We start from the raw sequence: 23,876 nt of genomic DNA, 5'->3' as shown, positions 1-23,876 counted from the left end.
AAGTTAATGACCATCAAAGGGGTGGGTAGCATGTAATGACATAAGAAATTGGCGATTTATAAATTAAAAAAAATTAAACTTTTATTTGCGCGTGCCGATAATGCATCAACGTTACTCGTAATATGCGCTTTTACCTGAGCGCATGCGGTTACTGAGATTGCTTCCACCTACCCAATGCAGCGCGCTGCGGGCTTTCACGAGACCTTCCCATGCTACTTCTAAATCGAAGCGTTAAACTGCGGCTAGCCGTAAGTTTAGGCGCGTGCATCCTGATGTTAATCGTCGTCGGTATTATCGGTCTTTCCAGTCTCAGCAAAACCAACGATGCCCTCAATAGGACTTATGAGGGGAACGTGATCACCTTGACTAATCTTAGTAAGGTCAACCAAGCACTGCTCGGCAACCGGGTAAAAGTGACGGCCGAACAGCGTGATCGGAATCCAGCATCTGCCATCACGACGCAACAAGAGGTCGCGGAGAACGACGCCATTATCGACGCCGCTTGGGATGATTACTTCCCCGAGCGAGTTTCTGATGATCGAGAGCGTGCGATAGCCGAAAGCTTTGTCGTGTCGTTAGCCAGTTTGCGCGCTGGTATTGACGAGATTAACGCGGCAATGATCGGCAATGATTATGATGCCGCAAGAGAGATTGCCACCACCACGCTACGTTCTGAATATGCCAAAGTGCTTAAGGCGATCCAGGACCTCATGACCCACAACAGCACCCAAGCCGCCGCCAATAACCAGCAGTCAGCAAGTGACTATGCTTGGACGCGCAACTTCGTTATAGGCGTTATGGTGGCGGCAATCATCTTCGGCATCCTGCTCTCAATGTGGTTGATTCGCGGCATCATGACGCCGCTGGGCAAGGCGCAAGCACTCGCCAATGCCATGGCTGAAGGCAGGCTCGATAACAACGTCGACGCTTCAGCCAAGGACGAGTTTGGCGTGATGCTTAGGGCGTTAAAGAGCATGGAAACCAAGTTCTCGCAGGTGGTCATGTCCGTTCGTAATAACGCCGAGTCCGTGAATGTCGCCGCCGATGAAATCGTGCTAGGCACCGACGATCTCAGCCGCCGTACTCAGGAGCAGGCCTCAAATATCGAAGAGACCGCGGCCTCGATGGACGAAATCACCTCGACCGTGCGTCAGAATGCAGACAATGCTTCCGAAGCAGACAAGCTCGTGCATGAAGTCAGCCAGCAAGCCAACGCCGGGGGCGAGATCGCAGGTCAAGCCGTCAAAGCGATGGAAGGTATCAATGCCTCAAGCCGCAAGATTGCCGGTATCGTCGGCTTGATCGATGAAATCGCCTTCCAGACGAATCTGCTGGCGCTGAACGCTTCAGTGGAAGCCGCCCGCGCGGGCGAGCAAGGGCGTGGCTTTGCGGTGGTGGCCAACGAAGTACGTAACCTGGCAGGGCGCAGTGCTGATGCCGCGAAAGACATCAAGAAACTCGTCGAGGACAGTATCGGCCAAGTCGACACCGGCTCAAACCTGGTCAACCAAGCAGGCAAGTCGCTTGAAGGTATCGTTCATGGCGTTAAGCGTGTTTCGGTATTGATGGGTGAGATTGCCACCGCCAGCCGAGAGCAGGCCCAAGGCATTGATCAGGTCAATACCGCTGTCTCGCAAATGGACAGTGTCACCCAGCAGAACGCGAGTTTGGTGGAAGAGTCCAGCGCGGCAGGGCGTTCACTGCAAAGCCAAGCAGAGTCGTTGTTGAACGAGGTGTCGTTCTTTAGAGGAGCGACCACCGGCCAAAACCAACGCGCGCTACCTGCTACGCCAAAACCGCGTGACAGCCAGCCTCGAGCCACTAAAAGCTTGCCGACTCATGTGATTGGTGGCAAGCAAGACACCGAGAAATGGACCTCCTTCTAACCGCTAGCCGTTATGAAAAGCGCCCTCAGGGCGCTTTTTTTCTGAGCAATCAGCTAACGTCCTAACTGGCAGAAGAGGTAAGCGGCAGCCATACATGCTCAAACCCGATCGAAAACGCCACGGCGACCAACAGCCCGGCCATTAGCCCATTAAAGCGCCTCACAACGGCTGGGTTTTTAATCCGCTGGCCGACCAAACTGCCCATCACTACGTAACTGCCAGGCGCGCCCGCGGCTAGCATGGCAAGCCCGAACGCCCACATCACTAGGCTAAGCCCATGAATGCCAGCGGCAGGAAATTGCAGTGTAGTAATCGGAAGGGTGGCGACAATGGCTTTGGGGTTCAGTAACTGCATGACTAACCCATCGCGATAACTAACCAGCCGAGGGACGTTAGCGGGCGTGCTGAAATCGGCGTTGGAGCGGGCAATTTTGCAGGCCAGATAAATGATATAACTACACCCCAGGGCGCTTACGACCACCAGTGCGTCATCATTGATCCAGGCAGCGCCCGCCCAGCCTAACACCAATAAATACGCCAGCATCGCCGTGCCCACGCCAAGGCAAAATCCCACCGACTGTCTGGCCTGGCCATTGATGCCCACGTTCAGGCCGAGCAGATTCACAGGCCCAGGGGTATACATGACGCCCAGGGCATAGGCGATGATTGCTAACATGGTAAAACCTCTATGCGTGGTGGGACTAGCGGGCGATATCGCGCTGATATTGGTGGGGCGTCATACCATAAATACGCTTGAAGCGGCGATTGAAATGGCTCAGGTCGGCAAAGCCAAAGCGGAGTGCTACCTCGGTCAACGAAGTGCCCTGGTCGAGCGCGGCGCGGGCCGCATTGACCCGGCCATTCATCACGTATTGGTGCGGCGTCATGCCGAAATGCTGACGGAACAGACGCAAGAAATGGTACTTGGACAGGTGTGCGGCCTGGCTGATGTCGTCCAGCGACATATCCGCTTCCAGATGCGCGTGGATATACTCCCGCGCCAAGCCCAGCAGGGCATCCGGCCGGTGCGTAACCTGGCTGGGTTGCACATGGCCGCCCAGCTGCGCCGTGCGCTCTACTACCCGATAAAGCGCGTTCTCCTGATCGATGCAGCTGCCGACCTGGGAGGTCACCAAACGTGCCAGTTCGACAATGGCCTGGCGCAGCGGCGCATCCTGAATCAGCGTTTGATGGGAGCGGAAATCAGCGCCACGCGTGTGCCCCAGGGCATCGGCAAACAGCGGCTTCACCTGTTCCGGATGGGCGTACACCATCAAATAATCCAGCGCTCGCTCGCCACCCGAATGCCCGTCGTGGACTTCTTCCGGGTTGAATAGAATCACGTTGCCCGGTGGGCTACGGTGAAACTGGCCGCCGCTGAAAAAGTCCTGACGCCCGGCCAGCGTCACGCCAAAGGCATATTCCTCATGGGCGTGGGGAGCGTAGCTGAAATCCGCAATGGCCGCCTTCAGCACCGTCAGTGTCGGCACATGATGACTTTTGAAGAACTCAAACCGGCTGGCGTTGCTCATGCCTACCTCTTCTGATGAAACCCAACACCTCGAAACACAACCCTAGATTAGGCCGTCAGCGCCACGGATGCTTGTACATAATTGCTCATCAACTGTGCAATGATGGCCTATCGATAGTGAACACCACCAAGGGGCCGTCATGAAAAAGCTCTTTTCGCTGGTGGTTGTGCTGGTGTTGGCTGGCTGCGCCGCCATGGAGCCGCATGCGGAGCGTGACGTCCAGCGCGAGGCCGGTCTGGCCATCCAGGAGATCTACGAGCAGGCGCTGCCGACGCTGTCCGAGGACAAGCAGCGCCACTTTGCTCAGCGGCTTTACCGCCTGACTGGCGAGCAGCGCTGGCGGGCCCTCAATCACGTTTACGGCAAGCGTCTACTGGCGCGACTCGAGGAGGACATCGTCGGCCTGGCCGAGCCCGGGTACGCGGCTGCCCGCAGCCGGGCGATCGTTGCCGACTATTCGCAGCGCACGGCCAAGCAGCGTGCCCGGCGCGCCATGCTGGGTGAGTGGGGGGAGATCGCCTTCGCCCGGGGGCTGCTGTTCAGGCTGGTCCAGGCCGAGTACCACGGCCTGCTGCCGACCATTGAGAACCAAGAGCGGGCGCTGGACTACCAGGCAGAAGTTGACTGGGCGGCCTTCCTGACCGACCCCGCGGTGATCGGGATCTATGCCGCTCAGGTGTCCAACCAAGCGTACTTCCTGCACCAGCTCGGCGTGATGGACCTGCGCCGGGAGGTGGAGTCGGCCTTCCGACGCCACTACCCGCCTGATCGAGTCGCCGGGCTCGACGACGCCGAGTACCGTAACTGGCTCTATGGCCTGACCCACTTCGTCATCGCTGACAGCCGCTACTATCAGCGGAAGGTGGACCCGGAGGTGCACGCTTGGGTGCTGGAAGCGCTAGAGCGGGAGACGGCCAACATCCTGGCTCGGGCCACGGCCGACATCCAAGCCGAGGTGGCATTGGCCTTCCTGCTTGCCGACCGCGAGGATCACCCGCTGGTGGGACGGGTGCGCGAGGCGCTGGTGGCGGCAGTGGACCCGGCCAGCGGCATCATCCCCTCGTCCTCTGGGGAAAAGGGGCTGGCGGGTGGTGAACACCGCAACGTTCTGGCGATCATGGTGTTGCGCTGGCCGGGCCGCCTGCATCCCGGCCCCGACCTCTCTGACGCGCTTGGCGGGCGCTCAGCCGAATGCTGTACATAATTGCTAATCAGCTGTGGGAGAATAACGAATGAGCTCTGTGCGAAGTGAGCGATCAAGGCCACCAGCGCGTTAACTAACGATTACCCAGCGAGACCCCATTAATGCACTACCGCACCATGACCATCAACGACTATGACGCCGCCATTGCCCTATGGAGCGAGAGTGAAGGCGTGAGGATTCGAGACGCCGATTCACGGGAAGGTATCGAGAAGTACCTGCTGCGCAATCCCGGCCTGAGTTTTGTGGCCGAAGTAGAAGGGGAGCTGGTGGGCACGATCATGGCGGGCCACGATGGCAAGCGCGGCTATGTGCAGCACTTGTCGGTATCAAACGCCCATCGCCGGTTAGGCATCGCCACACGGCTGGTTAGCCTTTGCCTGGAAGCATTGAAGAACGAAGGTATCCAAAAATCACACTTGATGATTCTTCCCGAGAACGAAGCCGCCCAGACGTTTTGGGCAAGCCAAGGCTGGGCGTACCGATCCGATATTCTGCTCTATTCGTTTGTTAATGGAGATAACCACAACGTTTAACCAAGCTGAGCCTCAATCGCGGCTTTATCAATCACCGACCAGACCTCCCTAATTTTGTTATCGCTAAAGAGGTAGAACGCGTTCTCGCAAAACGTCACTTTTTTGCCACCCACCGCAAGGCCGAGAAAGCTACCTTTCGGGGTTACATCGAACCGAAGCCTGCACGCGACATGGGGTGAGTCAACGGCCAAAAGCACAATGTTGAAGTGAAGATCAGGTATCTGCTCGTAATCGGCCTCCAGCATGGCGCGATAGCCATCAACGCCTAGGCGCTTACCGTTGTGGTGGGCATCGTTATGCACGAATTGGTCAAGGCTCGTCCAATCCTGATTATTGAGGCAGGTGATGTAATCACGGTAGGTTGCTTCCAGGTCACGTTTGTTCATCCTGGTTCTCCTTTCCTGGGCAGGTGTGAAGGCATTCGCCAAGGGTATACAGGCTCAGTATCATAAGCAGCCTAAACCAAACCACAGAAGTCATCATTCATGTCGTGCCCACCTTGCCCCCATTGCCAATCCGAACTCGTCTATCAAGATCAAAGCCTGTTCATCTGCCCCGAATGCGCCCACGAATGGAACCCTGCTGAGACTGAGGCGGAAGACACCGTGACGGTAAAAGATGCTCATGGCACGCTGCTAGCGGAAGGCGACAAGGTAACGATGATCAAAGACCTCAAGGTCAAAGGCAGCTCACTGGTACTCAAGGTGGGCACCAAAGCCGTTATCAAGCGGCTCATGGATAGCAAGGATCACCAGCTGGACTGCAAGGTCGACGGCGTCGGCGACATGATGGTGACCGCCCACTTTGTGAAAAAAGCCTGAATAAGGCTGTCATAACTCCCGGAATTCTTCGCTCCACCTCACGACGCAGTAAGCTGAGGCTCACCCACCACCACTTCACTCAGCGTTTAAGCGAAGCGTGTGTTCGGGTATCTGGTGCTGGGGCGACAAAATCAGCTCTAAGGCCTTTGACAGCGGGGTTGGAAAGTATTCAAAAGCGCTATTTCCTTTCGAATGATTTAGCTAAAGTAAGACTAAAGCTTATCTGCCGGAAGGCCTTCAATGACTGATTTGATAATCCTGAGAGATTTCCTGGCCCTTTGTGAAACCAAGAGTTTTAGCCGCACGGCTGAGCACCGGCATGTTTCGGTGTCAGGATTGAGTCGTCGTATTCAAGGTCTTGAAGAGTGGGCAGGCAGCGCGCTGTTTGAGCGGCGTAAAGGGGAGCTAGTGCTGACGGAAGCAGGGCAAAGCCTGCAAATGGTAGCTTCACAAGCGCTTAGTGCTTTTGATCGATTTCGCCACTCCGTTGCTGATGATATTAACGATCAGAAAAGGCGGATACGATTTTGCTCACCACACATTATGGCTGCGATATTTTTTCCCCTCTGGATGCCCCGCTTACAAGAGCAGTTCACACAGGCAAAATTTAGCATTGATGCCAATACATTGCCGGAGTGCCTGGCCGCTCTCGATCAGGGAGAGGCCGACTATGTAGCGGCGCTATTCGATGGTGAACACCTTATTGCAAGGCGCTTGGGAGTAGAGAGTGATAGTTACACTTCAATTGAGTTGGATACCGAGTCTCTCATCCCTGTTAGCGCGCCAAATGCCGCAGGTCAGCCACTGTTTAATTTACATGCTGCAGGTGGCTCCCCGCTCTCATTTTTGAATTATTCCCAAGAGTGCCATTTGGGCTGGTCGCTGAGTGCGATGCTTGTGAATCAAGGGTTGAATTTACAGCAACACCATGATGCTGGTCTTGCGGATAGTTTGCGTCATATGACGTTATCAAAACTGGGTGTTGCGTGGCTTCCCTATTCGCTAGTGCGAGAAGACCTCGGGGCTAAGCGGCTTGTTCGAGCAGGAGGTAGCGCTTTCGATGTGCCATTAAAAATTATCCTGCTGAGACGAACAGCGCCCCTAGCAGCAGAAGCTCAGCGGCTATGGGATGGGCTGCTGGAAATGAAGAATGTGAGAACCTTCTCTGACGTGGTTTGAACGGTATACCGATCTTGCGTTGCAACGTTGGCAACTTTTTCGTCTCTTTTATCCGGTATCGCAACCTAACCAGAAAAGTCGTGGTGCTTGCTGATTTGGCAACAGGCGTTGCGATATCGTCATGGTTTAACGCTAAGAAATGGGTAATGCTAAGTAAAGGCTCAATGCGCTGAGACCCCCTATGACGATGCTGCTACCGATGGCTTCTACTCAAAACTACCGCTGGGTCATTTTGTTAATAGCCACCCTTTCTCAAGCAGCGGCATGCTTTTTCGTTCAAGGTATCGGGGCCATCAGCGTTTATATACAGGCAGATATGGCACTCTCTGCATTTCAGATTGGGGTACTGGTTTCGGCGGCTCAGTTGGTGCCTTTGGTCGGGCTGTTGGTTGCCGGGGAGCTGCTGGATAGGTTCAGTGAACGTTTGGTGGTGGGAGTCTTGCAATTACCCACAAGTCGATGATGCATCTGGATTGGCAGCTTGGAATCCAGCAACGAGATCTGCTAAGCGGATGAAGCCTCGCCATAGAACGGTGGATCCTGGGAGAGGATCACTTGAGCGATCCAGATAACCACCCAGGCGAGCGACAGCGGTCATATAAAAAGCTGTATCGCGTCGTGTGCCTTGTCTGTTTGACGGCATTGATCGGTCGAGAAGAGCTCTTTCAATATCAGTAAAAACAGCTGCAGGAGAGGTCGTTGAGGATTGGCGCCGCAGTATAGTCAACCATGATATTCGCCAGGACACGACACAGCAGAGCGCAATGCAGTTGGCAAGTCGATCTGCGGTAGCGAGACGTATATCCTCAATGCGGCAACCCGTTTTCAGCGTCTTGAAGAATGTCTCGATATTCCAACGCCGTGAATACCAAATAAGCTTTTGCACTGCGTCGGCGTGAGTGGCAACGGGAAGGTTAGTGGCCAACTTCCAGATTATAGGGAACGCCCTTCGGGCGGGTTTTTCTCTTCTGCAAAAATAATACCAAGCTTCTGTTTTGGGTATTTTTTCTGTTTTCCAATCGGTGGACAAACTGTCATCTTTGCATGCTTGACCGATAGGGTCGCCTGCTGTTGATTGCCTCGCTTGTCACGAAAGTGAATATCGTGTGTTCCACTGACCTGAGTCTCGGCCATCACTTGAGAAATCGTAGTGCCTCCCTCCTCGGCGAGACGATCAACGCAACTGCGGATCAAAAAGTAAGTGCCAAGATCTTGAGCCAGACAAAAGAGTTCAAAAATGTCACTCTCGCGATCACCGATATGCACGCACCGTTCAGGTGAACCTGCAAGCTCAGTAGAACGCTGCAGGTTGTCGAGCCAACGCATGCTTTCTTTCTGCTCGATGGGTACGCGGGTCGGATTAACTTTGCGCTTGAGAGCTTCTGTGCCTTTGAATTTATTCCGCGTCCAGAATTTGGCAGCTGTCAGGCCCAAGGGCAGCCCTTCCGTTGTGATAGCCAGACTAGCGTGCATTAAAAGCCCGCAGACGGTATGTTTAAGGTGCCGTCCTTCTTTCATCTTGCGCCCGGTTGATTCATTGATGAAACCAATCTTCTCAGGTGACGAGCGCTTGAAGGAAAATTCGGTTGTATCCTGCAGGATCAATATGGGGCCATCGGTGGCTTGGATGCGCAAAGCAGAGGCGGCAAAATGTCCCTCCAAAATCTTGTCCTCGCTGACATTCTCATTCGCGAAGAAGCGATAGGCGGCCTTGGTATTGGCCCAGTCCTGGAATGCGGTGGGTAGTGATTTGTCTGGCCGATCACCGAGTGCTTCCAGCATGACAGCCAACCTTTGATTCAGTCGCGCGTCCCCCAAGTCGCAGCCAGTCATTTCCTCGTTCACCCAGTGTTGTCCCATATTGATACCTCTTATCATATCGAACGAACTGAGAAGCCAAAAAACACATCGGGCTTTACTTTATCAACGGTATGCTTATGTAGCTGATGACTTGTGGGTAATTGCAAGGGTGGGAGTAGGCACCCTTGTTGTGGGCATTTCGCTTAGCGCTGCCGTGCTGGCTGAGAGTTACTGGGCCATGTTGTTGTTTTTGGTCATCGTAGGGGCAGGCTACAGTACCGCCCAACCCGGCGGTAGCAAATCGGTAGCCGCTTGGTTTGATAAATCTCAGCGAGGCTTTGCCATGGGGATTCGTCAGGCGGGCTTGCCGCTGGGTGGGGCGCTGGCGGCGATTATACTGCCAACCGTCGCGATCACCTGGGGTTGGCGCGCCTCTTTTCTAGTGGGCGGGCTGATTGCGATCTTCGGGGCGTTGGTCTTTATGCTTTTTTACCGTGCCCCTGGTAGCGTGTTGCCGGTTGCAAGAGCCTCTGAAGGTGGCGTAAAAAAAGTCGTCTTATCGCGATTGGCAATGATTCGTGAACCGGCCATGAAACAGATCATGGCGTCCGGTATTAGTTTGATCTCGGTTCAGTACGGCATTTTGATTTTTACCGTGCTCTATCTGCATAGCCGTTTGCAGATGGAGGTACTTCAGGCGGCGACGTTGCTATTCGTAGCCCAAGGGGCCGGGGTTGCAGGGCGTATTTTGCTGGCGGCCTGGAGTGATCGCTGTCGCTCGCGCTATTTCCCGGTCATGGTGTGCATGGTGGCGGTAATCGTAGGGCTGCTGGTATTGGTTTGGCTGCCGCTACACTCAACGCTCATGCTGGGTTGCTTGATGGCCTGGCTGGGCTTTTTTGGTTTTGGTTGGTACGGCCCTTGGGTAGCGTATGTGGCTGAGTCTGCACCTGCTGATAAAACCGGCTTTGTACTAGGCCTGGCCATGGCGATTAACCAACTGGCGATTGTATCGATACCACCACTCCTTGGGTGGCTGTTAGATATCAGTGGCAGTTTTATGCTTGGCTGGAGTTTGCTGATCGCCATGACGTTATTGGGGCTATTAATGACTATCCAGCGGCAAGGAGAAAATAATGAAAGCGATCGTGTTTGACGTATTTGGCACTATTGTTGATTGGCGCTCCAGTTTGATTCATCAGTTCAATGAGCTGCAGAAAGAGCTGGGGATTGAACTACCCAGTGAAGTGATAACGGATCAATGGCGTCAGCACTATGCGCCTTCGATGAACCGAGTACGGCAAGGTGACGTGCCTTGGATGGGGTTGGATGACCTGCACCGAGAAAGCCTCGTCAAACTACTCAATCAACATGGCATTATGCTAGACGAGGCGACCATTGATCGCGTCAATCACTTTTGGCACCAATTAGAGCCCTGGCCGGATGTTCAGAACGGCCTACAGCGCTTAAAAGAGCACTATATTATCGGCACGCTGACCAACGGCAATTTGTCGCTAATGGTGGACATTGCCCGTCACGCCAAACTGCCCTGGGATATGGTGTTTTGCGCCGAGTTATTCCAACACTATAAACCTGACCCAGAGGTCTATTTAGGGGCTTGCGGCCTGCTGCGCCTGCCGCCTGAAGAGGTAATGTTATGCGCGGCCCACAATTACGATCTGGGGGCTGCCCGAGCATTGGGAATGAAAACGGCGTTTATCCCCCGGCGTACAGAGTATGGGCCCCACCAGAGCAAAGATTTAGAAGCAGAAAAAGCGTGGGATTTTGTGGCTGAAGACCTCGTCGCGCTGAGCGAGCATCTACTAATAGAGTGAGCCAACAATACATGCTGTTAGGGCTGGTTAGCCGTTGTTAAAAGAGTGGCAGCTATAGGTATTAAGTATTTGAGCAGTGAGTTTATTGCCAAGCACACGCGCAAGCAGATAGCGGAGCCAATCAAAAGTATTTAAAAGGACACACGCGATGTATTTGCAGAAAATGGCATAAACCGCAACACTCTCGGTAACCTAAGGTATCCTCTAAAAGTATTTTCTACGTACCTAAAAAAGGTAGTCACCATGTCAGCTACGATGAGCAAAGACGACGCGCACAAGCTAATTGAGCAACTTCCTGTGAATGCCACTTGGGAAGACCTTATGCATGAGATCTACGTTCGGGAGACCATCGAAAAGGGCATGGCAGATAGCCAAGCGGGTAACATTACGAGTGTGGCGGATATTCGCAAGAAATACGGCTTGCCTGAATGAATGTGTTTTGGACAGCAACAGCAGAAGCCCATTTGGACGCGATTTATGCCTATATCGCGCAGGACTCAGAAGCTTATGCGTTGAGCACCGTTGATAAAATCACCCGAAGGTCACAACAGATTGGTGATTTCCCCGCTTCAGGACGTAAGGTGCCGGAGTACGATATCGCTCAAATAAGGGAAGTCTTGTGTGGCGCTTATCGCATTATTTACTACATCAAACCAGATCAAATTGACGTTCTCGCCGTTTTACACGCATCTATGAACCGACTGAAAAGCGAATAGGGCAACGTTATAGCGTAGTGTCGGCGCCCACCTCACGACGCAGTCAACTGAGGCTCATTCACCACCACCGCGTCACGCAAGGTGTCAGCGAAGCTTGCCAGGGCGGGTGTCCAGGTTTCGGGGGCGACAAAATAGGTATCGATATTGGCGATGGAGGTGGGCAGTGCCAGCGTGTGAATTCCGAACCGGTGCTGATGGGCGTCAACCGTGCCACGGGGGAGCACCGTGTAACCCATCCCGGCAGCAACGCAGCCAAGCATCGCATCCAGTGAACCAAACTCGAAGATCCTGCCCGCATTAACTCCTTGGGACGCCAGTAACAGCTCAATACGCTGGCGGTAGCTGCACCCCTGACGAAACGCCAAGAAAGCGGACGTCAGCAGCGCTTGTGAAGAGGGCATCTTCGTCATAGGCGTTGAGCTGACTAAGACAAGCTGCTCGCTAAACGCTTTGAGCGAGTGGTAGCGGCCATGCTCGAGCCGCCCGGCCACGAAAACACAGTCCACCTGCCCGTTAAGCAACAACTCAACCAGCTCAGCCGTGGGCCCGGTCTTGATCTGGATATCAACGTCAGGCTGCGCTGCGTGGTACGCCGCCAGTATCGGCGGAAGGCGCAACGCCGTCGTGGTCTCCATGGCGCCTATGCGTAGCCGCCCACACGCCTTCTCCTGGCCTTTGAACAGCGACACCGCTTCATCGTGGGCCGTCAGCATGCGCTCGGCGTACTCCACCAGCGCCAACCCGGCACTCGTAGGGCGAACCCGCCCCGCACGGTGAATCAGCTGTACGCCTAACTCCTCCTCGAGCTTTTTAATGTGGGTGGTCACATTGGATTGCACCGTGTGCAGCCGTTTGGCCGCCGCCCCAAAGCTGCCGGTGTCGGCCACGGCCACGAGCAGTCGCAGCGATTTAAGTTGCACGCGCCGTCTCCCTGTCAGGTTATCTATAAACAAGATAGTAGCGATCAAAACTAATCGTTTCTAGAAATAATTCCTCGCGCGTAGTCTGACGATGTACCAACGTGCTGCCGACCCCACCAAAGGGTGTCACAAAAAGGAATTGGCGTGATGAAGCGAACACTCACTACCCACGATCTGCCCGCCCTGATGACAGGCATAATGGCGACCCTGGCGGCGATTGGCATCGCACGCTTCGCCTATACGCCGCTATTGCCTGCGATTATTCAAGAGGGTTGGTTCACCGCGAGCCAAGGCGCCTACCTGGGGGCCGCCAACCTGCTGGGCTACTTTATCGGCGCACTCGCCGCCCACTCGCTGAGTGAGCGCTTTTCTCCTCGCATGGTGATGGCCGCAAGCTTCGCGGGTATCGCGCTCAGTTTTGTGCTCTGCGCCGGGGCGGGTGGTTTCCTGTGGTTTTTCTTCTGGCGACTAATCTCCGGCATTGCCGGGGCCATCTTAATGGTCGTTGGCCCTTCGCTGGCGCTGGCGGCCACGCCCCCTGAAAGGCGAACGCGTGTCGGCGCCATGGTGTTTACCGGTATTGGCTTTGGCGCACTGCTTTCGGCCTTTATCGTCTTGCAATTACCCACAAGTCATCAGCTACATAAGCATACCGTTGATAAAGTAAAGCCCGATGTGTTTTTTGGCTTCTCAGTTCGTTCGATATGATAAGAGGTATCAATATGGGACAACACTGGGTGAACGAGGAAATGACTGGCTGCGACTTGGGGGACGCGCGACTGAATCAAAGGTTGGCTGTCATGCTGGAAGCACTCGGTGATCGGCCAGACAAATCACTACCCACCGCATTCCAGGACTGGGCCAATACCAAGGCCGCCTATCGCTTCTTCGCGAATGAGAATGTCAGCGAGGACAAGATTTTGGAGGGACATTTTGCCGCCTCTGCTTTGCGCATCCAAGCCACCGATGGCCCCATATTGATCCTGCAGGATACAACCGAATTTTCCTTCAAGCGCTCGTCACCTGAGAAGATTGGTTTCATCAATGAATCAACCGGGCGCAAGATGAAAGAAGGACGGCACCTTAAACATACCGTCTGCGGGCTTTTAATGCACGCTAGTCTGGCTATCACAACGGAAGGGCTGCCCTTGGGCCTGACAGCTGCCAAATTCTGGACGCGGAATAAATTCAAAGGCACAGAAGCTCTCAAGCGCAAAGTTAATCCGACCCGCGTACCCATCGAGCAGAAAGAAAGCATGCGTTGGCTCGACAACCTGCAGCGTTCTACTGAGCTTGCAGGTTCACCTGAACGGTGCGTGCATATCGGTGATCGCGAGAGTGACATTTTTGAACTCTTTTGTCTGGCTCAAGATCTTGGCACTTACTTTTTGATCCGCAGTTGCGTTGATCGTCTCGCCGAGGAGGGAGGCACTACGATTTCTCAAGTGATGGCCGAGACTCAGGTCAGTGGAACACACGATATTCACTTTCGTGACAAGCGAGGCAATCAACAGCAGGCGACCCTATCGGTCAAGCATGCAAAGATGACAGTTTGTCCACCGATTGGAAAACAGAAAAAATACCCAAAACAGAAGCTTGGTATTATTTTTGCAGAAGAGAAAAACCCGCCCGAAGGGCGTTCCCCTATAATCTGGAAGTTGGCCACTAACCTTCCCGTTGCCACTCACGCCGACGCAGTGCAAAAGCTTATTTGGTATTCACGGCGTTGGAATATCGAGACATTCTTCAAGACGCTGAAAACGGGTTGCCGCATTGAGGATATACGTCTCGCTACCGCAGATCGACTTGCCAACTGCATTGCGCTCTGCTGTGTCGTGTCCTGGCGAATATCATGGTTGACTATACTGCGGCGCCAATCCTCAACGACCTCTCCTGCAGCTGTTTTTACTGATATTGAAAGAGCTCTTCTCGACCGATCAATGCCGTCAAACAGACAAGGCACACGACGCGATACAGCTTTTTATATGACCGCTGTCGCTCGCCTGGGTGGTTATCTGGATCGCTCAAGTGATCCTCTCCCAGGATCCACCGTTCTATGGCGAGGCTTCATCCGCTTAGCAGATCTCGTTGCTGGATTCCAAGCTGCCAATCCAGATGCATCATCGACTTGTGGGTAATTGCAAGCTTTATCGTACCGTTACTTTTAGGGTTAAGCCTCTCCGTCACCTGGGGCACGCTTGGGTTGCTGTGTATTGCCGCTGGCCTTTTGTGCGACTATTTTTTGCAACAACAGGGCGTGGCACACTTAGCCTCACCGATCACGGCTAGCCCAAGGGGGAATAACCCCTCAGGGGGTGCGGGTGTAAAGGTAATCGTGATGTTGGTGGTTGGCGCTTACGCCCTGGATGCGATTGGTTTTGTGCCCCATACCGTGTTCTGGGTGGACTACCTTGCCAGGGAAAACGCCCTGGGCAATCAAGCGGCTTCATTGCAGTGGGGTATCTTCGGGTTGGGCGCCTTGTGTGGGCCGTTCATGGTAGGTGCACTGGCGCATCGAGTGGGCTGGCAGGGTGGCTTAATGATCGCCTTTGCAGCGAAGGCTGCCGCCGTCTTGCTGCCGGTGTTCTCACTCGCACTGCTCAGCCAGTCGGTTTCCTCGTTCATGGTGGGGGCGATGATCCCCGGCATTGTCGCTCTCACCTCTGGCCGCCTTGCTGAGTTGGTAGGGCCAATCGCCCACAAGAAGCTCTGGGGGCAAGCCACCGCCGCCTTTGCCGCCGCCCAAGCGGTTGCAGGTTATGCCATGTCAGCGCTCTACGAGCTCTGGGGCACCTACGCACCACTGTTTGCCATCGGCGGCCTCATGCTAGCGGGAGGCTTTTTGCTGGTGCTTCGAAGCCGTGGTGTGCAGCAACAGCGCCACAGCCATCTCACTGTTCAAAATAGGAGGCAATAATGGAACTCTACCTGAACGCAACGTCACCTTATGCGCGCCTGGCGCGCATCGTTTTAATTGAAAAAGGGCTAGATGAGGCCGTTACGCTGAAGTGGTGCGACCCCTGGGTAGACGATACCGCTCTATTAAAGACCAACCCTGCGGGGCGTATTCCGGCGCTGATAACGGAGGACGGCACCACGCTAAGCGAGTCGATGCTGATTGCCGTTTATCTGGATGGCATCAGTCCCAACAAGCCAATGATTCCCTCAACGTGTTTGGGTGATGTGTTGCACTTGGCTGGGTTGGGCCAAAACCTGATGGATGCCGCTTTCACGATCGTGATTTCAAGAAAGCATTATGGCCATGAGGTTGAAGAGAGTGAACTCGGGCTAAGGCGCCAACGAGCCATACAGCGAATCTTCAAGCAACTGGACAGCGAGCTTAAAAAACCATTTGCCTCGTCAGTTAATCTCGGTGAAATCGCTGTAGCCGTTGCGCTAGATTACTTAGCTTTCAGGTTGCCAGAGGTGAGCTGGAAAGAAGAGTATCCACAGTTGCAGTCATGGCATTCTGGGGTGATCGCACGGGCAAGCTTTGAGCAGACTGCATTCGTTTAGCAAAGCCTGCGCTTATACCTTGGCTGCCAGTATCGCCTCGCTACTGCGGGGTGTTATCGTCTGGTCAAACATCACCTAGCCGCTTTTGTCTTTTGCTGAGAAGCGGTACTAACCTTGTATGGCAAAAAGCATTATAAATGCACAGTGGGAGGCGGTTTAAGCCCGCGACCGAACCGCCCCTAGAGTGAGCCAGCACTGTGGGAGGTGGCTTTAGCCCGCGACCATTCCAGCACCCAGCCAGCAAAGCGATAAAAATGATCACTACCCAAGCCCCCATCACCATCGCACTCGCCCAACTGCCCATCATCAAAGCGGCGGTAGACGAAAACCTGCAAACGCACCTGGCCTACATAGAACGCGCCGCCTCGCTAGGGGCCAACGTGGTGGCCTTTCCCGAACTCTCGCTCACCGGTTACGAGCTGGCGCTACTCAGCCAGCTGGCCATGCCCCGTAACGATAAAACGTTTGCCGCACTCACCGCCGCTGCCGTGGCCACCAACATAGTAGTGATCGCAGGCTGCCCGCTGCACAACCCCAACGGCAAACCCTACATCGCAGCGGTGATCTGTTTCCCCAACGGCGAACACACATTCTACCTAAAATAGCACCTTCACGAAGGGGAGGGTGCTTACTGCACCCCAGGCCACGAAAGCGGCCTTATCAACGTTAACGGCACCCGCATTGCCCTGGCCGTTTGCGCCGACTTCACCCACTCCAGCCACGCCGCTACCGCCGCTGCCCATCAAGCGGACGTGTACCTAGCCAGCGCGCTGATCTCCCCAGGCGGTTACACCCACGATGCCGAGCTACTTGCTGCTATAGCTCAACGCCACCAACTACCGGTACTGCTCACTAACCACGTTTCCACCACGGGCGGGTGGCAAACCTGCGGTAACAGCGGCGGCTGGAACGCAGCAGGCGAGCTAAGCATTAAGTCTAACGTTACCCAGCCCAGCTTAGTGCTGTGCCAAATTAATCACGGTGCCATAAGCGGTAGCGTGGAAGTGATGACTCACACTCATTACAAAGAATCAGTTATCGACTAAAAGCCAAGCTTCCGAGGTAGTCTTAATTTATGTTTGCTGCTAGTCTCGAAGCACTAGAGCGAACAACGCCGCAGGGAATATACGATGCAGGATGCCCGTATAACGCTTCACTTTACCAAGCTGCGTATGCAAGTGCAGGTAAATGGCATTTTGCCAGTCGACTCCACGAATATGCTTCATTTACGTGAACACGGCTATCCGCCACGTTACTAATTTTCTAGTGAAGGTACTCTGGTAGGTTTACTTAATTTCGTATTGCATTCTAAATAGTAATAAAATATTTCTATAGACAATAATTGTTTAGGATGCTTTGAGAATATGCAGTTACTTGGCCAAACTACTCTGAGCATGTCTTTTTAATTTAATTTTTTTATGGTGCTAGATTTTGGAGGTTGTCGTGGATTTAAGTTTTTTCTCCTCACCTTTTGGTGCAGCTGTTGCCTGGGTGTTTACTGTTTTTGGGTTTATATATTCTATAGTGAAAAGAAATGAGGCCGCTAAAATAAATAAGTATTTTGCTGCGCTGAAAGTTTCATATAATAATTTAAAAATCGAAAATAAAAGTCTTGATTTGACTAATAGCGAATTGCGTATCGTAAATACTAACCTGGAGCAAAAAATCGTTGAAATTGAAAACAGTGAGATTAGCGTTGATTGCCATAAAGTAAGTCAAAAAGGCAAAAATAATGTCAATCAAGGTGTGGTTAAAGGCGATGTTAACCTTGAGCTGAAGTAAGGGGTTTTATGTGTGGAACACAAGTTTCGATAGGTGTTGTTGAAGGTGATTTTAACACGACTGAATCGCCAGAGTCTAAGGTTGACTCAATAATTAATATTATTATTAGTGATATTGTTACAGCTTCAGTTGAAATGGATTTAAAAAATCGAAATTTCCCATCAACAGTTTTAAAAAAAATAGAACATAATCATTTAAAAAGGCAAAGAATTATTGTACAACAGTACAAGTCATATTCTTCAAATATTGAAAGGGCTTATGCTGTTGTAGATAAGCAAATAATTAATGGCAAACAAACTGCAATGATCTTGTTGAACGATATGTATAATAAGGCGTTAACTAAATTTGAGATTGATCCATATGATGTAGACATTGTTGAAATTAGAAAGCATGCGGATTGCATTGTTGATAGTGTGGTGAGTCAGTTAAAGAAGTTTGTTTATAAATCTTCAAACTTACCGTCATATAAAGAGCAAGTTGAACTCGGTGTTAATATTGTTGTTGCTCATGCATTTGTGGAATGCCTTATTCTGGAGAGCCCTAATGTTACCAATTAAAGGAGGTGATCCAGAGATTAATGTTTTGTACATAGGTGCATATATATTAAGAAAAATAAGAAGACAAAAAAATAAACGGATGGAGATAAAGAAAGTTTTTGAGATTGGAGAGAGTGAGTTATTTATATCTGTTGATTATATTATAATCACCTTAGATTGGCTTTATATTTTATCAGCGATTAGATGCAATGGTAGTGAGGTGATTGTTAATGAGACTGAATAAGTTTGTTTTAGAAGTTGACGGGGAAATGGTTAGAGAAATCCCATTTCTTGATGGCTTGAATATAATTACAAACCTGAAAGATAGCGCTCCAGGGAATAGCGTTGGAAAATCCACGCTCGGCAGGGTCCTTGATTACCTTTTTGATGGCCCAATTGCTCCAATATATATCGACGAAGAGTTTGGTACACCTAATAGCGAAATAGAGTTGCTACTTACTGATAAAATCGTTTACGTCTCTTTGGAGTATAAAGGGCTTAAAGGGTCTTTAAGCACAATCAAGCGTCGTTTATCCACTATTACTATTTGTCAAAGCTACTATATAAATGACGTGGAAGTGGATAGAAAAGATTATATCTTACACATTATGAAAACTGTTTTTAATGTTTTCTCAGAAAAGCCAACTATTCGAAAGCTAGCCCCCAAGTTTTTTAGAACTAATCAATATCGTATGTTGCATACTGTGAAGTTTGATAATGGAAGAAGCGTTTCTAAGTCTGATGTAAGTACAGTTTTTTTGTATCTTTTTAATTTCAGTAATACAGAGATTCTTAGTAAAAGGCATAAGTTAAAGAATGCTGTTAAAAGATATGATCGGCAAGTGATTTCTTTTAAAGGCGTTATTTCTGAGCAAAAAATCCTAAGCTCTATAAATAATATTAAAAAACAAGTTGAGAAGCTCGAGAATTCATTTTTTTCTACAGACAGAGGTATAGATAAGTTTGAAATCGTTAGCAAGATAAATGATGTCGATGATATGCAAAACTCGTTGTCAGATAAAGTTCTCGAATTAGATTTGAAATTGAGAAATATTTCTAAAACTAATGAGCTTCTTATTAGCGAAGATCAATATTATTTGATTGAAGAGCTGCGCGCGGTTTATGGCTATGCTTCAGCTAAAGTAGATTCCGTTCTTGTTGATTATAGCGAGTCATTAATTTTTCATAAACAGCTTGTAAATGCAAAAAAAGAATTTGTTTCAGATGGGCTCGAAGATATCCAAATAAAAAAACGACGATATAAAGAGGAGATGAATGGGCTGAAAGAAAGAAGAAATCTTCTTTACAAAGAAATGAAATCTAAGAAGGAAGTTGAAGAGTTGTCTGATACAGTCAAAAGGATAGGTGAGCTGAATAAGGAACTTTTAAAGCTTAATGCAATAGTCGAACAAAAAGAAACAATTGAGGAAAAGTATTTTGATGAAAGTGAGAGGTTAGAAAATATTTCCCGGCAGTTAGAGAAAGAGCTGGAAAGTGTAAGGAGTTTTGAGAAGGTCTTTGTTGATACTTTTAAAGCATATACAAAAAGCTTTTATGAAGTTGGTTACAATTTCAGTTTGAATGTGGATGAAATTAAGGGTGAATGCTCTCCTACTGTTGATGAGGTACAGTCTAATAGTGAGGGAGGTTTGAAAAGACTAGAAGTTGTGCTTTTTGATTTGTCTTATATAAAAACTGTAGCTGCTGAGGAAGTGTATAGACCTAATTTTGTGCTTCATGATTCCATCGATGATATTCATATTAATTATATTAAAAAATTGTTTGAAGAATCTTGTAAGTTAGCTGGACAGCATATTTTATCAATGCTCTCAGATAAGTTACCGGATGATCAGTATCAGAAATATAAAAAGCATATGATATTAGAGCTTTCCCAACGCGATAAATTTTTTAAAGTATAGTCGCTGCCGAATGAAAGCTTTCCGCTACGTTACGTGTAACGTGCTTGCTATACACTAGTTTAATCCTTCTACCCAGGAGTCTTTACGCAGCGAGCATAGCAGTTGGAATGTTGCTGAGGTGCAATACATAGAAGATCGAATCGCAAGAATTAAGGGCGTTGCATAAAAAATGAAGCACGCGGGAAAAGTAAAGCTCTTCCAGTGTTTTGGGTATTCTATAAACACCATCTAAAGTACTGTTTCTGTCCGAGAACTGACACTATTAGAAATTGGAATGTATCTTTTTCTTACCCCACACACCACTAACCCTCAAAACCTTCCTCACCACCGCCTCATTCAACACCCCGCGTTTGGCTTCCACCACCGTGAGCCAATCGCGGGCGCGGGTGATGCCAGTGTAGACCAGTTAGCGGGTGATGATTGGGTTGGGCGTTTGCGGTAGCAGCAGGGCGGTGTGCTGAAACTCTGAGCCTTGAGATTAGTGTACCGTCATCGCGAACACGGTTTCAACCGTGTTTAGATAGGAAGGCAGCACTCAGTAAATCGGGTTATTCTGCGATTTCTCTGGTAATCGGTTGCTGTCGCTGTCGAGTTACTACCCATGGCAATGACGTTTGGTCAGCCGCATGCTGTGCCTTCTATCGATACGATGATATTGATCACTCATCTGGTACTTGTGGTCACCATCGACGGAATGAGCCTCTGGCTTGTGCTGATTCGCATCAGCGGCGCCTCGACGGGATTGAGCTATCAACTACTTAATCCGTTCTTAGGCGTACTACTCTCTTATCTAATACTAGGGGAGCCGTTGCGCATGGCGAACTCCATTGGGGCTGGGCTGATTGTAATTGGCCTGATCCTGAAACAATTCAGGCAGGGAACGGGTAAGGCTCTGGTAGAGAAATAGACCTGATGTCTTAAACATGACACAGGTCATGGCTGTAGCCTAAAGTTTAATGAGGAAGACGTGGGATTCAACAGAGACAACTGCTAGGCTAATTTTACTAGAGCGAATAACGCCGCAGGGAAAACCTAATGTCACAGGCATCTCGCATTACGCTCCACCACGTTAACCAGCGAGTGCAGGTGTATGTTGATGGTAAACTGCTAGCTGACTCCAACCAAGCCCTCGAACACCGCTACCCGGCACGCCAATATTTCCCACGAGAAGACGTGCGGATGAATTTGCTTACCCTTTCTGAAACCACGACCCCCTGCCATCGATTTGATTTGTTCATAGCTTCATCCTCTCGAGGGTTGGAGCCTCCGGGAATCCCGGGTCGGTTCAGGAGTCTAGTTGTATTTAATTCTTTCTAAAGCGTATAAGAGAATGTGTATCTGAGGGCTAAGGGGGTCTCATGACTGACATAATAAAGACCGCACGTAAGGCTAATTTAGACACAACACTGTTGCGTACGTTGGTATCGATAAGCGACTACGGTGGCTTCTCGGAAGCGGCGCAGGCCTTACACCTAACTCAATCGGCTGTTTCTCACCATGTGCGTCGGCTTGAGGAACAGCTTGGAAATACTTTTTTTGAGACCTATGGGCGTCGAAGGCGTCTTACAGAGGCAGGTGAACTCTTTCTATGGTACGCGCGGCAAATTCTTGCCCTCAACGACGAAGCTTTCGATAAGATCGGGCAGTATCGTGGAGTTGCAAAAGAGATTCGCTTGGGAGTATCTGAATATTTTGCTCAAGACTACTTGCCGATCATGCTGGCCTCCTTGCCTTTTGAGCAAGAGGGAATTCGTATTATTCCTCAGCTAGGACGCTCAACGGTACTGCAACATAAGCTCAATGATGGAAAGCTTGATATGGTCATCGCTGTCGACATTGCTGACACATCGCGTCCGAATTTACTAGAAGGCGTACGTGTGGCAGACCGACGCCTTTCCTGGGTAGGAGCCCAACACTCTTTACTAGATTCCTGTAATGAGATTCCTCTAGTTGCTTTTTCTCCTCCGTGCATACTACGAGACCTGCAAATCAACAGGCTCAAGCACAGTCAACTGCAATGGCGCATAGTTTACGAGGCGCGTGATTTAGGCGATTTACTAGCAGCGGTCAAGGCGGGCCTGGGTGTGAGCGCTCTACCTTTTATCCCTTCGCAGTATGGGCTCGCCTCACCGATAAATTTGCAACAACTCCCCGCGCTGCCGGATGTACGAATCAGCATTAAAACCGCGGCCACCGTTGAGTCCGACCAAGTAGAGTGGCTGATTCAGTTTATTCGTCGCTGCTGGGACTCTTCTGAACAACAGAAAGCAGGAGTTGCGCCTCTCCAAGTGCCATGCGCTATGTGATTGGGGCAAGGGGGGGCCGCTAGCGGTTATTCAGATAAACCCCGCAGGCGGTGACTGCAAAGCCAATCATGGCTAACGGGTGAAGTGTTTCGCCGAGTATCACAAAGGCCATAAGGGCGGTCATGCCGGGTATGAGGTAGAAGAGGCTGGCCACTTTGCTTGCCTCGCCGCGACGAATCATGACGTAAAGCACGCTGATGGCTCCAATCGAGTTCACAAGACTCATCCAGCTTGTTGCGAATAAGAAAGTAGGTGTGACTTGGAAGTACAGGTCTTCAAGTGTATGAGCTGCAGCAAAAGCAAATGTTGCTGCGACACTCAGTTGAATGAATCCACCCGTACGTAGGTCCATGCTTGTACAAAATTTCTTCTGGTAAAGCGTGCCCAACGTGATACCAAGCAGGGCGAAGAGAATCGCGATATATCCCCCGAGCGTCGCTTCTCCAAAAGAGAACTTTTCAGAAACGACCAATACAACACCTGCTAGACCAATCAGAAGCCCAACCCATTGATGTTGCTTTATACGTTCAGCAAGAAAAACACTGGCACCAAGTGCAACGAAGATAGGCATTGTGCCTACGATGAGCGCCGAAACCCCCGCACTCACGCCGAGATTGATCCCGGTATAGAGCCCTGAGAACTGCATTGCTTGAATCAGCAGCCCGACAACCGCAATGTGGCCAACCTCCTTCCACGTTTTTGGCCACGGTGCGCGTGTTGCAACGGCGACCATGAGTAGAACCAGGGCGGCACTAGCGAAGCGCAGAAAGATCATGGTGTATGGGCCGACAAATGGCAGGGCTGCTTTGCCAGCCACGTAGCCAGAACTCCACATAACGATGAAAAGCAAAGGCAACCCTAGGGCGGCCACGCCTGGGCGAAAACGAGGGATCGTGGTTGTATTTGATGTCATTGGAATCTCTCCTTAGTGGGTTTGTTACTAAGGAAAGGCTAGCGAGATACAATGATTATGAATAATGAAGATTTGGTCAGGGACACTTTACGAAACGTAATGAATGAGGGGCAGTATTGGCGGCTCATTAACAACTAAGTGATCTACTGCGAGCCTCGGGAAAGCGCAGAGACAACTTCCTGGCGCAGATTGCGGTTTAGCTCGGCGCACCGGGGAATAGCGCCATGTAGATCCACCACCTTGAAATCATCGGGAACACCAATCAGCAGGCGTCCGGCAATTTCCAGTTGTTGCATGGCACTCACCGCCTCAGACGTACGAGCAAGTATCTCATTGACGGCGGAAAGAATACGCTCGCCGTCTGTCGGCAAACTAAAGAAGTGACCTGGATGGCATTCAAGCAACTTACAACCAAGTATTTCCTCCAGCCGTTTCAGGCTTTGTGTCATCTCTGGCATTGCTAGCGGGCTGCAGGTTG

The 23,876-nt window shown here is 51.0% G+C and carries 31 protein-coding genes and 2 pseudogenes; 24 read left to right on the top strand and 9 right to left on the bottom strand.

From position 1 onward, the window contains the following. The first annotated feature begins 209 nt into the window (after nt 1–209). Complete coding sequence (locus tag Q3Y66_RS13500) at nt 210–1,886, top strand: methyl-accepting chemotaxis protein (RefSeq protein WP_008958754.1); 1,677 nt, start codon at nt 210–212, stop codon at nt 1,884–1,886. A 61-nt stretch (nt 1,887–1,947) separates the two neighbouring features. On the opposite strand, the gene Q3Y66_RS13495 is transcribed toward Q3Y66_RS13500, so the two are convergent. Both Q3Y66_RS13495 and Q3Y66_RS13490 read right to left on the bottom strand, forming a co-directional pair. Continuing rightward, nucleotides 1,948–2,562, bottom strand: coding sequence for a LysE family translocator (locus tag Q3Y66_RS13495; RefSeq protein WP_008958753.1), 615 nt, complete (start codon nt 2,560–2,562; stop codon nt 1,948–1,950). A gap of 25 nt (nt 2,563–2,587) precedes the next feature. Beyond that, nucleotides 2,588–3,418 carry an AraC family transcriptional regulator gene (locus Q3Y66_RS13490; protein ID WP_008958752.1) on the bottom strand — a complete coding sequence of 277 codons (831 nt, stop codon included), beginning with the start codon at nt 3,416–3,418 and terminating at the stop codon, nt 2,588–2,590. Between the two features lie 139 nt (nt 3,419–3,557). Here Q3Y66_RS13490 and Q3Y66_RS13485 point away from each other — a divergent pair, with 139 nt between their 5' ends. After that, complete coding sequence (locus Q3Y66_RS13485; RefSeq protein ID WP_008958751.1) at nt 3,558–4,622, top strand: DUF3541 domain-containing protein; 1,065 nt, start codon at nt 3,558–3,560, stop codon at nt 4,620–4,622. Between the two features lie 101 nt (nt 4,623–4,723). Then, nucleotides 4,724–5,155, top strand: coding sequence for a GNAT family N-acetyltransferase (locus tag Q3Y66_RS13480; protein WP_008958750.1), 432 nt, complete (start codon nt 4,724–4,726; stop codon nt 5,153–5,155). On the opposite strand, the gene Q3Y66_RS13475 is transcribed toward Q3Y66_RS13480, so the two are convergent. Continuing rightward, nucleotides 5,152–5,541, bottom strand: coding sequence for an ester cyclase (locus Q3Y66_RS13475; protein WP_008958749.1), 390 nt, complete (start codon nt 5,539–5,541; stop codon nt 5,152–5,154). The two genes, Q3Y66_RS13480 and Q3Y66_RS13475, sit on opposite strands and share 4 nt — an antisense overlap. Nucleotides 5,542–5,640: 99 nt before the next feature. Here Q3Y66_RS13475 and Q3Y66_RS13470 point away from each other — a divergent pair, with 99 nt between their 5' ends. The 3 genes from Q3Y66_RS13470 to Q3Y66_RS13460 all read left to right on the top strand — a co-directional run bounded on the left by Q3Y66_RS13470 (nt 5,641) and on the right by Q3Y66_RS13460 (nt 7,618). Beyond that, entirely contained in the window at nt 5,641–5,976 is a 336-nt protein-coding gene (locus tag Q3Y66_RS13470; protein WP_008958748.1) for a zinc ribbon domain-containing protein YjdM, read from the top strand. Between the two features lie 240 nt (nt 5,977–6,216). After that, nucleotides 6,217–7,155 carry a LysR family transcriptional regulator gene (locus Q3Y66_RS13465; RefSeq protein WP_008958747.1) on the top strand — a complete coding sequence of 313 codons (939 nt, stop codon included), beginning with the start codon at nt 6,217–6,219 and terminating at the stop codon, nt 7,153–7,155. A gap of 181 nt (nt 7,156–7,336) precedes the next feature. Continuing rightward, the gene (locus tag Q3Y66_RS13460; protein ID WP_303319497.1) at nt 7,337–7,618 is read left to right on the top strand and encodes a hypothetical protein; all 282 of its coding nucleotides are present in this window, start codon (nt 7,337–7,339) and stop codon (nt 7,616–7,618) included. Here the strand turns inward: Q3Y66_RS13460 and Q3Y66_RS20975 are convergent. Both Q3Y66_RS20975 and Q3Y66_RS13455 read right to left on the bottom strand, forming a co-directional pair. Next, complete coding sequence (locus Q3Y66_RS20975) at nt 7,601–8,185, bottom strand: transposase (RefSeq protein WP_368411716.1); 585 nt, start codon at nt 8,183–8,185, stop codon at nt 7,601–7,603. The two genes, Q3Y66_RS13460 and Q3Y66_RS20975, sit on opposite strands and share 18 nt — an antisense overlap. Then, nucleotides 8,089–9,015, bottom strand: a complete 927-nt coding sequence (locus Q3Y66_RS13455; protein ID WP_303319496.1) for a transposase DNA-binding-containing protein — start codon at nt 9,013–9,015, stop codon at nt 8,089–8,091. Before Q3Y66_RS13455 ends, Q3Y66_RS20975 begins: the two co-directional genes overlap by 97 nt. 109 nt (nt 9,016–9,124) lie before the next feature. Here Q3Y66_RS13455 and Q3Y66_RS13450 point away from each other — a divergent pair, with 109 nt between their 5' ends. From Q3Y66_RS13450 to Q3Y66_RS13435, 4 genes are all read left to right on the top strand, one after another. Further along, the gene (locus tag Q3Y66_RS13450) at nt 9,125–10,111 is read left to right on the top strand and encodes an MFS transporter (RefSeq protein WP_008959975.1); all 987 of its coding nucleotides are present in this window, start codon (nt 9,125–9,127) and stop codon (nt 10,109–10,111) included. Further along, nucleotides 10,092–10,790 (top strand): haloacid dehalogenase type II, encoded by a 699-nt coding sequence (locus Q3Y66_RS13445; RefSeq protein WP_008959974.1) that lies wholly within the window; start codon nt 10,092–10,094, stop codon nt 10,788–10,790. The genes Q3Y66_RS13450 and Q3Y66_RS13445 overlap by 20 nt, the downstream gene beginning before the upstream one ends. A 243-nt stretch (nt 10,791–11,033) precedes the next feature. Further along, nucleotides 11,034–11,222, top strand: coding sequence for a hypothetical protein (locus tag Q3Y66_RS13440; RefSeq protein ID WP_008959973.1), 189 nt, complete (start codon nt 11,034–11,036; stop codon nt 11,220–11,222). After that, a complete protein-coding gene (locus Q3Y66_RS13435; RefSeq protein ID WP_008959972.1) occupies nt 11,219–11,506 on the top strand; it encodes a type II toxin-antitoxin system RelE/ParE family toxin in 288 nt (95 codons plus the stop codon). Before Q3Y66_RS13440 ends, Q3Y66_RS13435 begins: the two co-directional genes overlap by 4 nt. Nucleotides 11,507–11,538: 32 nt before the next feature. Here the strand turns inward: Q3Y66_RS13435 and Q3Y66_RS13430 are convergent, their stop codons facing one another. Next, complete coding sequence (locus tag Q3Y66_RS13430; RefSeq protein WP_008959971.1) at nt 11,539–12,426, bottom strand: LysR family transcriptional regulator; 888 nt, start codon at nt 12,424–12,426, stop codon at nt 11,539–11,541. Between the two features lie 147 nt (nt 12,427–12,573). Between Q3Y66_RS13430 and Q3Y66_RS13425 the strand changes: the two genes are divergently transcribed. From Q3Y66_RS13425 to Q3Y66_RS13375, 11 genes are all read left to right on the top strand, one after another. Next, nucleotides 12,574–13,134 (top strand): YbfB/YjiJ family MFS transporter, encoded by a 561-nt coding sequence (locus Q3Y66_RS13425; protein ID WP_303319495.1) that lies wholly within the window; start codon nt 12,574–12,576, stop codon nt 13,132–13,134. Continuing rightward, nucleotides 13,131–14,564, top strand: a complete 1,434-nt coding sequence (locus Q3Y66_RS13420; RefSeq protein WP_368411715.1) for an IS4 family transposase — start codon at nt 13,131–13,133, stop codon at nt 14,562–14,564. The genes Q3Y66_RS13425 and Q3Y66_RS13420 overlap by 4 nt, the downstream gene beginning before the upstream one ends. Then, the gene (locus tag Q3Y66_RS13415; RefSeq protein WP_303319493.1) at nt 14,555–15,343 is read left to right on the top strand and encodes a YbfB/YjiJ family MFS transporter; all 789 of its coding nucleotides are present in this window, start codon (nt 14,555–14,557) and stop codon (nt 15,341–15,343) included. Before Q3Y66_RS13420 ends, Q3Y66_RS13415 begins: the two co-directional genes overlap by 10 nt. After that, nucleotides 15,343–15,942 carry a glutathione S-transferase N-terminal domain-containing protein gene (locus Q3Y66_RS13410; RefSeq protein ID WP_008959968.1) on the top strand — a complete coding sequence of 200 codons (600 nt, stop codon included), beginning with the start codon at nt 15,343–15,345 and terminating at the stop codon, nt 15,940–15,942. Before Q3Y66_RS13415 ends, Q3Y66_RS13410 begins: the two co-directional genes overlap by 1 nt. Nucleotides 15,943–16,196: 254 nt before the next feature. Further along, on the top strand, nt 16,197–16,547 hold the full coding sequence (locus Q3Y66_RS13405; protein WP_238528600.1) for a carbon-nitrogen hydrolase family protein: 351 nt from the start codon (nt 16,197–16,199) through the stop codon (nt 16,545–16,547). Between the two features lie 147 nt (nt 16,548–16,694). Further along, complete coding sequence (locus Q3Y66_RS13400) at nt 16,695–16,988, top strand: hypothetical protein (RefSeq protein ID WP_238528599.1); 294 nt, start codon at nt 16,695–16,697, stop codon at nt 16,986–16,988. Nucleotides 16,989–17,072: 84 nt separating this feature from the next. Further along, nucleotides 17,073–17,201, top strand: a complete 129-nt coding sequence (locus Q3Y66_RS13395; protein ID WP_008959966.1) for a hypothetical protein — start codon at nt 17,073–17,075, stop codon at nt 17,199–17,201. Nucleotides 17,202–17,385: 184 nt separating this feature from the next. Next, entirely contained in the window at nt 17,386–17,724 is a 339-nt protein-coding gene (locus Q3Y66_RS13390) for a hypothetical protein (RefSeq protein WP_008959965.1), read from the top strand. An 8-nt stretch (nt 17,725–17,732) separates the two neighbouring features. Then, nucleotides 17,733–18,281 (top strand): ABC-three component system protein, encoded by a 549-nt coding sequence (locus Q3Y66_RS13385; protein ID WP_008959964.1) that lies wholly within the window; start codon nt 17,733–17,735, stop codon nt 18,279–18,281. Next, nucleotides 18,268–18,504, top strand: coding sequence for an ABC-three component system middle component 6 (locus tag Q3Y66_RS13380; RefSeq protein ID WP_008959963.1), 237 nt, complete (start codon nt 18,268–18,270; stop codon nt 18,502–18,504). Before Q3Y66_RS13385 ends, Q3Y66_RS13380 begins: the two co-directional genes overlap by 14 nt. Beyond that, the gene (locus tag Q3Y66_RS13375; protein WP_008959962.1) at nt 18,491–20,179 is read left to right on the top strand and encodes a DUF2326 domain-containing protein; all 1,689 of its coding nucleotides are present in this window, start codon (nt 18,491–18,493) and stop codon (nt 20,177–20,179) included. Before Q3Y66_RS13380 ends, Q3Y66_RS13375 begins: the two co-directional genes overlap by 14 nt. Before the next feature lie 262 nt (nt 20,180–20,441). Here Q3Y66_RS13375 and Q3Y66_RS13370 read toward each other — a convergent pair. Beyond that, a pseudogene (locus Q3Y66_RS13370) lies at nt 20,442–20,726 on the bottom strand (ATP-binding domain-containing protein); the annotation flags it as partial. 45 nt (nt 20,727–20,771) lie between these two features. Between Q3Y66_RS13370 and Q3Y66_RS13365 the strand changes: the two are divergent. The 3 genes and pseudogenes from Q3Y66_RS13365 to Q3Y66_RS13355 all read left to right on the top strand — a co-directional run. Next, nucleotides 20,772–21,086, top strand: a pseudogene (locus Q3Y66_RS13365) (EamA family transporter); the annotation flags it as partial. Nucleotides 21,087–21,214: 128 nt separating this feature from the next. Next, nucleotides 21,215–21,496: a DUF427 domain-containing protein gene (locus Q3Y66_RS13360; protein WP_083832302.1), complete on the top strand. Its 282-nt coding sequence runs from the start codon at nt 21,215–21,217 to the stop codon at nt 21,494–21,496. A gap of 41 nt (nt 21,497–21,537) precedes the next feature. After that, nucleotides 21,538–22,485 (top strand): LysR family transcriptional regulator, encoded by a 948-nt coding sequence (locus tag Q3Y66_RS13355; protein ID WP_008959959.1) that lies wholly within the window; start codon nt 21,538–21,540, stop codon nt 22,483–22,485. 19 nt (nt 22,486–22,504) lie between these two features. On the opposite strand, the gene Q3Y66_RS13350 is transcribed toward Q3Y66_RS13355, so the two are convergent. Together Q3Y66_RS13350 and Q3Y66_RS13345 are read right to left on the bottom strand one after the other, a co-directional pair. Next, nucleotides 22,505–23,398, bottom strand: a complete 894-nt coding sequence (locus tag Q3Y66_RS13350; RefSeq protein WP_008959958.1) for a DMT family transporter — start codon at nt 23,396–23,398, stop codon at nt 22,505–22,507. Nucleotides 23,399–23,541: 143 nt separating this feature from the next. Continuing rightward, nucleotides 23,542–23,856: a LysR family transcriptional regulator gene (locus tag Q3Y66_RS13345; protein WP_193365468.1), complete on the bottom strand. Its 315-nt coding sequence runs from the start codon at nt 23,854–23,856 to the stop codon at nt 23,542–23,544. Nucleotides 23,857–23,876: the final 20 nt, after the last annotated feature.

The sequence above is a fragment of the Halomonas sp. HAL1 genome (assembly GCF_030544485.1).
Lineage (GTDB): Bacteria > Pseudomonadota > Gammaproteobacteria > Pseudomonadales > Halomonadaceae > Vreelandella > Vreelandella arctica.
The sequence above is the reverse complement of the archived record's forward strand: the minus strand, read 5'-3'. Positions and strand labels throughout refer to the sequence as shown.

Coding starts and splice junctions, on each gene's coding strand:
- Q3Y66_RS13500 (WP_008958754.1), top strand. CDS start 210: ATGCTACTTCTAAATCGAAGCGTTAAACTGCGGCTAGCCGTAAGTTTA.
- Q3Y66_RS13485 (WP_008958751.1), top strand. CDS start 3,558: ATGAAAAAGCTCTTTTCGCTGGTGGTTGTGCTGGTGTTGGCTGGCTGC.
- Q3Y66_RS13385 (WP_008959964.1), top strand. CDS start 17,733: ATGTGTGGAACACAAGTTTCGATAGGTGTTGTTGAAGGTGATTTTAAC.
- Q3Y66_RS13345 (WP_193365468.1), bottom strand. CDS start 23,856: ATGCCAGAGATGACACAAAGCCTGAAACGGCTGGAGGAAATACTTGGT.
- Q3Y66_RS13455 (WP_303319496.1), bottom strand. CDS start 9,015: ATGGGACAACACTGGGTGAACGAGGAAATGACTGGCTGCGACTTGGGG.
- Q3Y66_RS13360 (WP_083832302.1), top strand. CDS start 21,215: ATGTCACAGGCATCTCGCATTACGCTCCACCACGTTAACCAGCGAGTG.
- Q3Y66_RS13440 (WP_008959973.1), top strand. CDS start 11,034: ATGTCAGCTACGATGAGCAAAGACGACGCGCACAAGCTAATTGAGCAA.
- Q3Y66_RS13460 (WP_303319497.1), top strand. CDS start 7,337: ATGACGATGCTGCTACCGATGGCTTCTACTCAAAACTACCGCTGGGTC.
- Q3Y66_RS13350 (WP_008959958.1), bottom strand. CDS start 23,398: ATGACATCAAATACAACCACGATCCCTCGTTTTCGCCCAGGCGTGGCC.
- Q3Y66_RS13375 (WP_008959962.1), top strand. CDS start 18,491: ATGAGACTGAATAAGTTTGTTTTAGAAGTTGACGGGGAAATGGTTAGA.
- Q3Y66_RS13435 (WP_008959972.1), top strand. CDS start 11,219: ATGAATGTGTTTTGGACAGCAACAGCAGAAGCCCATTTGGACGCGATT.
- Q3Y66_RS13465 (WP_008958747.1), top strand. CDS start 6,217: ATGACTGATTTGATAATCCTGAGAGATTTCCTGGCCCTTTGTGAAACC.
- Q3Y66_RS13410 (WP_008959968.1), top strand. CDS start 15,343: ATGGAACTCTACCTGAACGCAACGTCACCTTATGCGCGCCTGGCGCGC.
- Q3Y66_RS13380 (WP_008959963.1), top strand. CDS start 18,268: ATGTTACCAATTAAAGGAGGTGATCCAGAGATTAATGTTTTGTACATA.
- Q3Y66_RS13395 (WP_008959966.1), top strand. CDS start 17,073: ATGCAGGATGCCCGTATAACGCTTCACTTTACCAAGCTGCGTATGCAA.
- Q3Y66_RS13420 (WP_368411715.1), top strand. CDS start 13,131: ATGATAAGAGGTATCAATATGGGACAACACTGGGTGAACGAGGAAATG.
- Q3Y66_RS13490 (WP_008958752.1), bottom strand. CDS start 3,418: ATGAGCAACGCCAGCCGGTTTGAGTTCTTCAAAAGTCATCATGTGCCG.
- Q3Y66_RS13445 (WP_008959974.1), top strand. CDS start 10,092: ATGAAAGCGATCGTGTTTGACGTATTTGGCACTATTGTTGATTGGCGC.
- Q3Y66_RS13495 (WP_008958753.1), bottom strand. CDS start 2,562: ATGTTAGCAATCATCGCCTATGCCCTGGGCGTCATGTATACCCCTGGG.
- Q3Y66_RS13475 (WP_008958749.1), bottom strand. CDS start 5,541: ATGAACAAACGTGACCTGGAAGCAACCTACCGTGATTACATCACCTGC.
- Q3Y66_RS13470 (WP_008958748.1), top strand. CDS start 5,641: ATGTCGTGCCCACCTTGCCCCCATTGCCAATCCGAACTCGTCTATCAA.
- Q3Y66_RS13480 (WP_008958750.1), top strand. CDS start 4,724: ATGCACTACCGCACCATGACCATCAACGACTATGACGCCGCCATTGCC.
- Q3Y66_RS13355 (WP_008959959.1), top strand. CDS start 21,538: ATGACTGACATAATAAAGACCGCACGTAAGGCTAATTTAGACACAACA.
- Q3Y66_RS13425 (WP_303319495.1), top strand. CDS start 12,574: ATGAAGCGAACACTCACTACCCACGATCTGCCCGCCCTGATGACAGGC.
- Q3Y66_RS13405 (WP_238528600.1), top strand. CDS start 16,197: ATGATCACTACCCAAGCCCCCATCACCATCGCACTCGCCCAACTGCCC.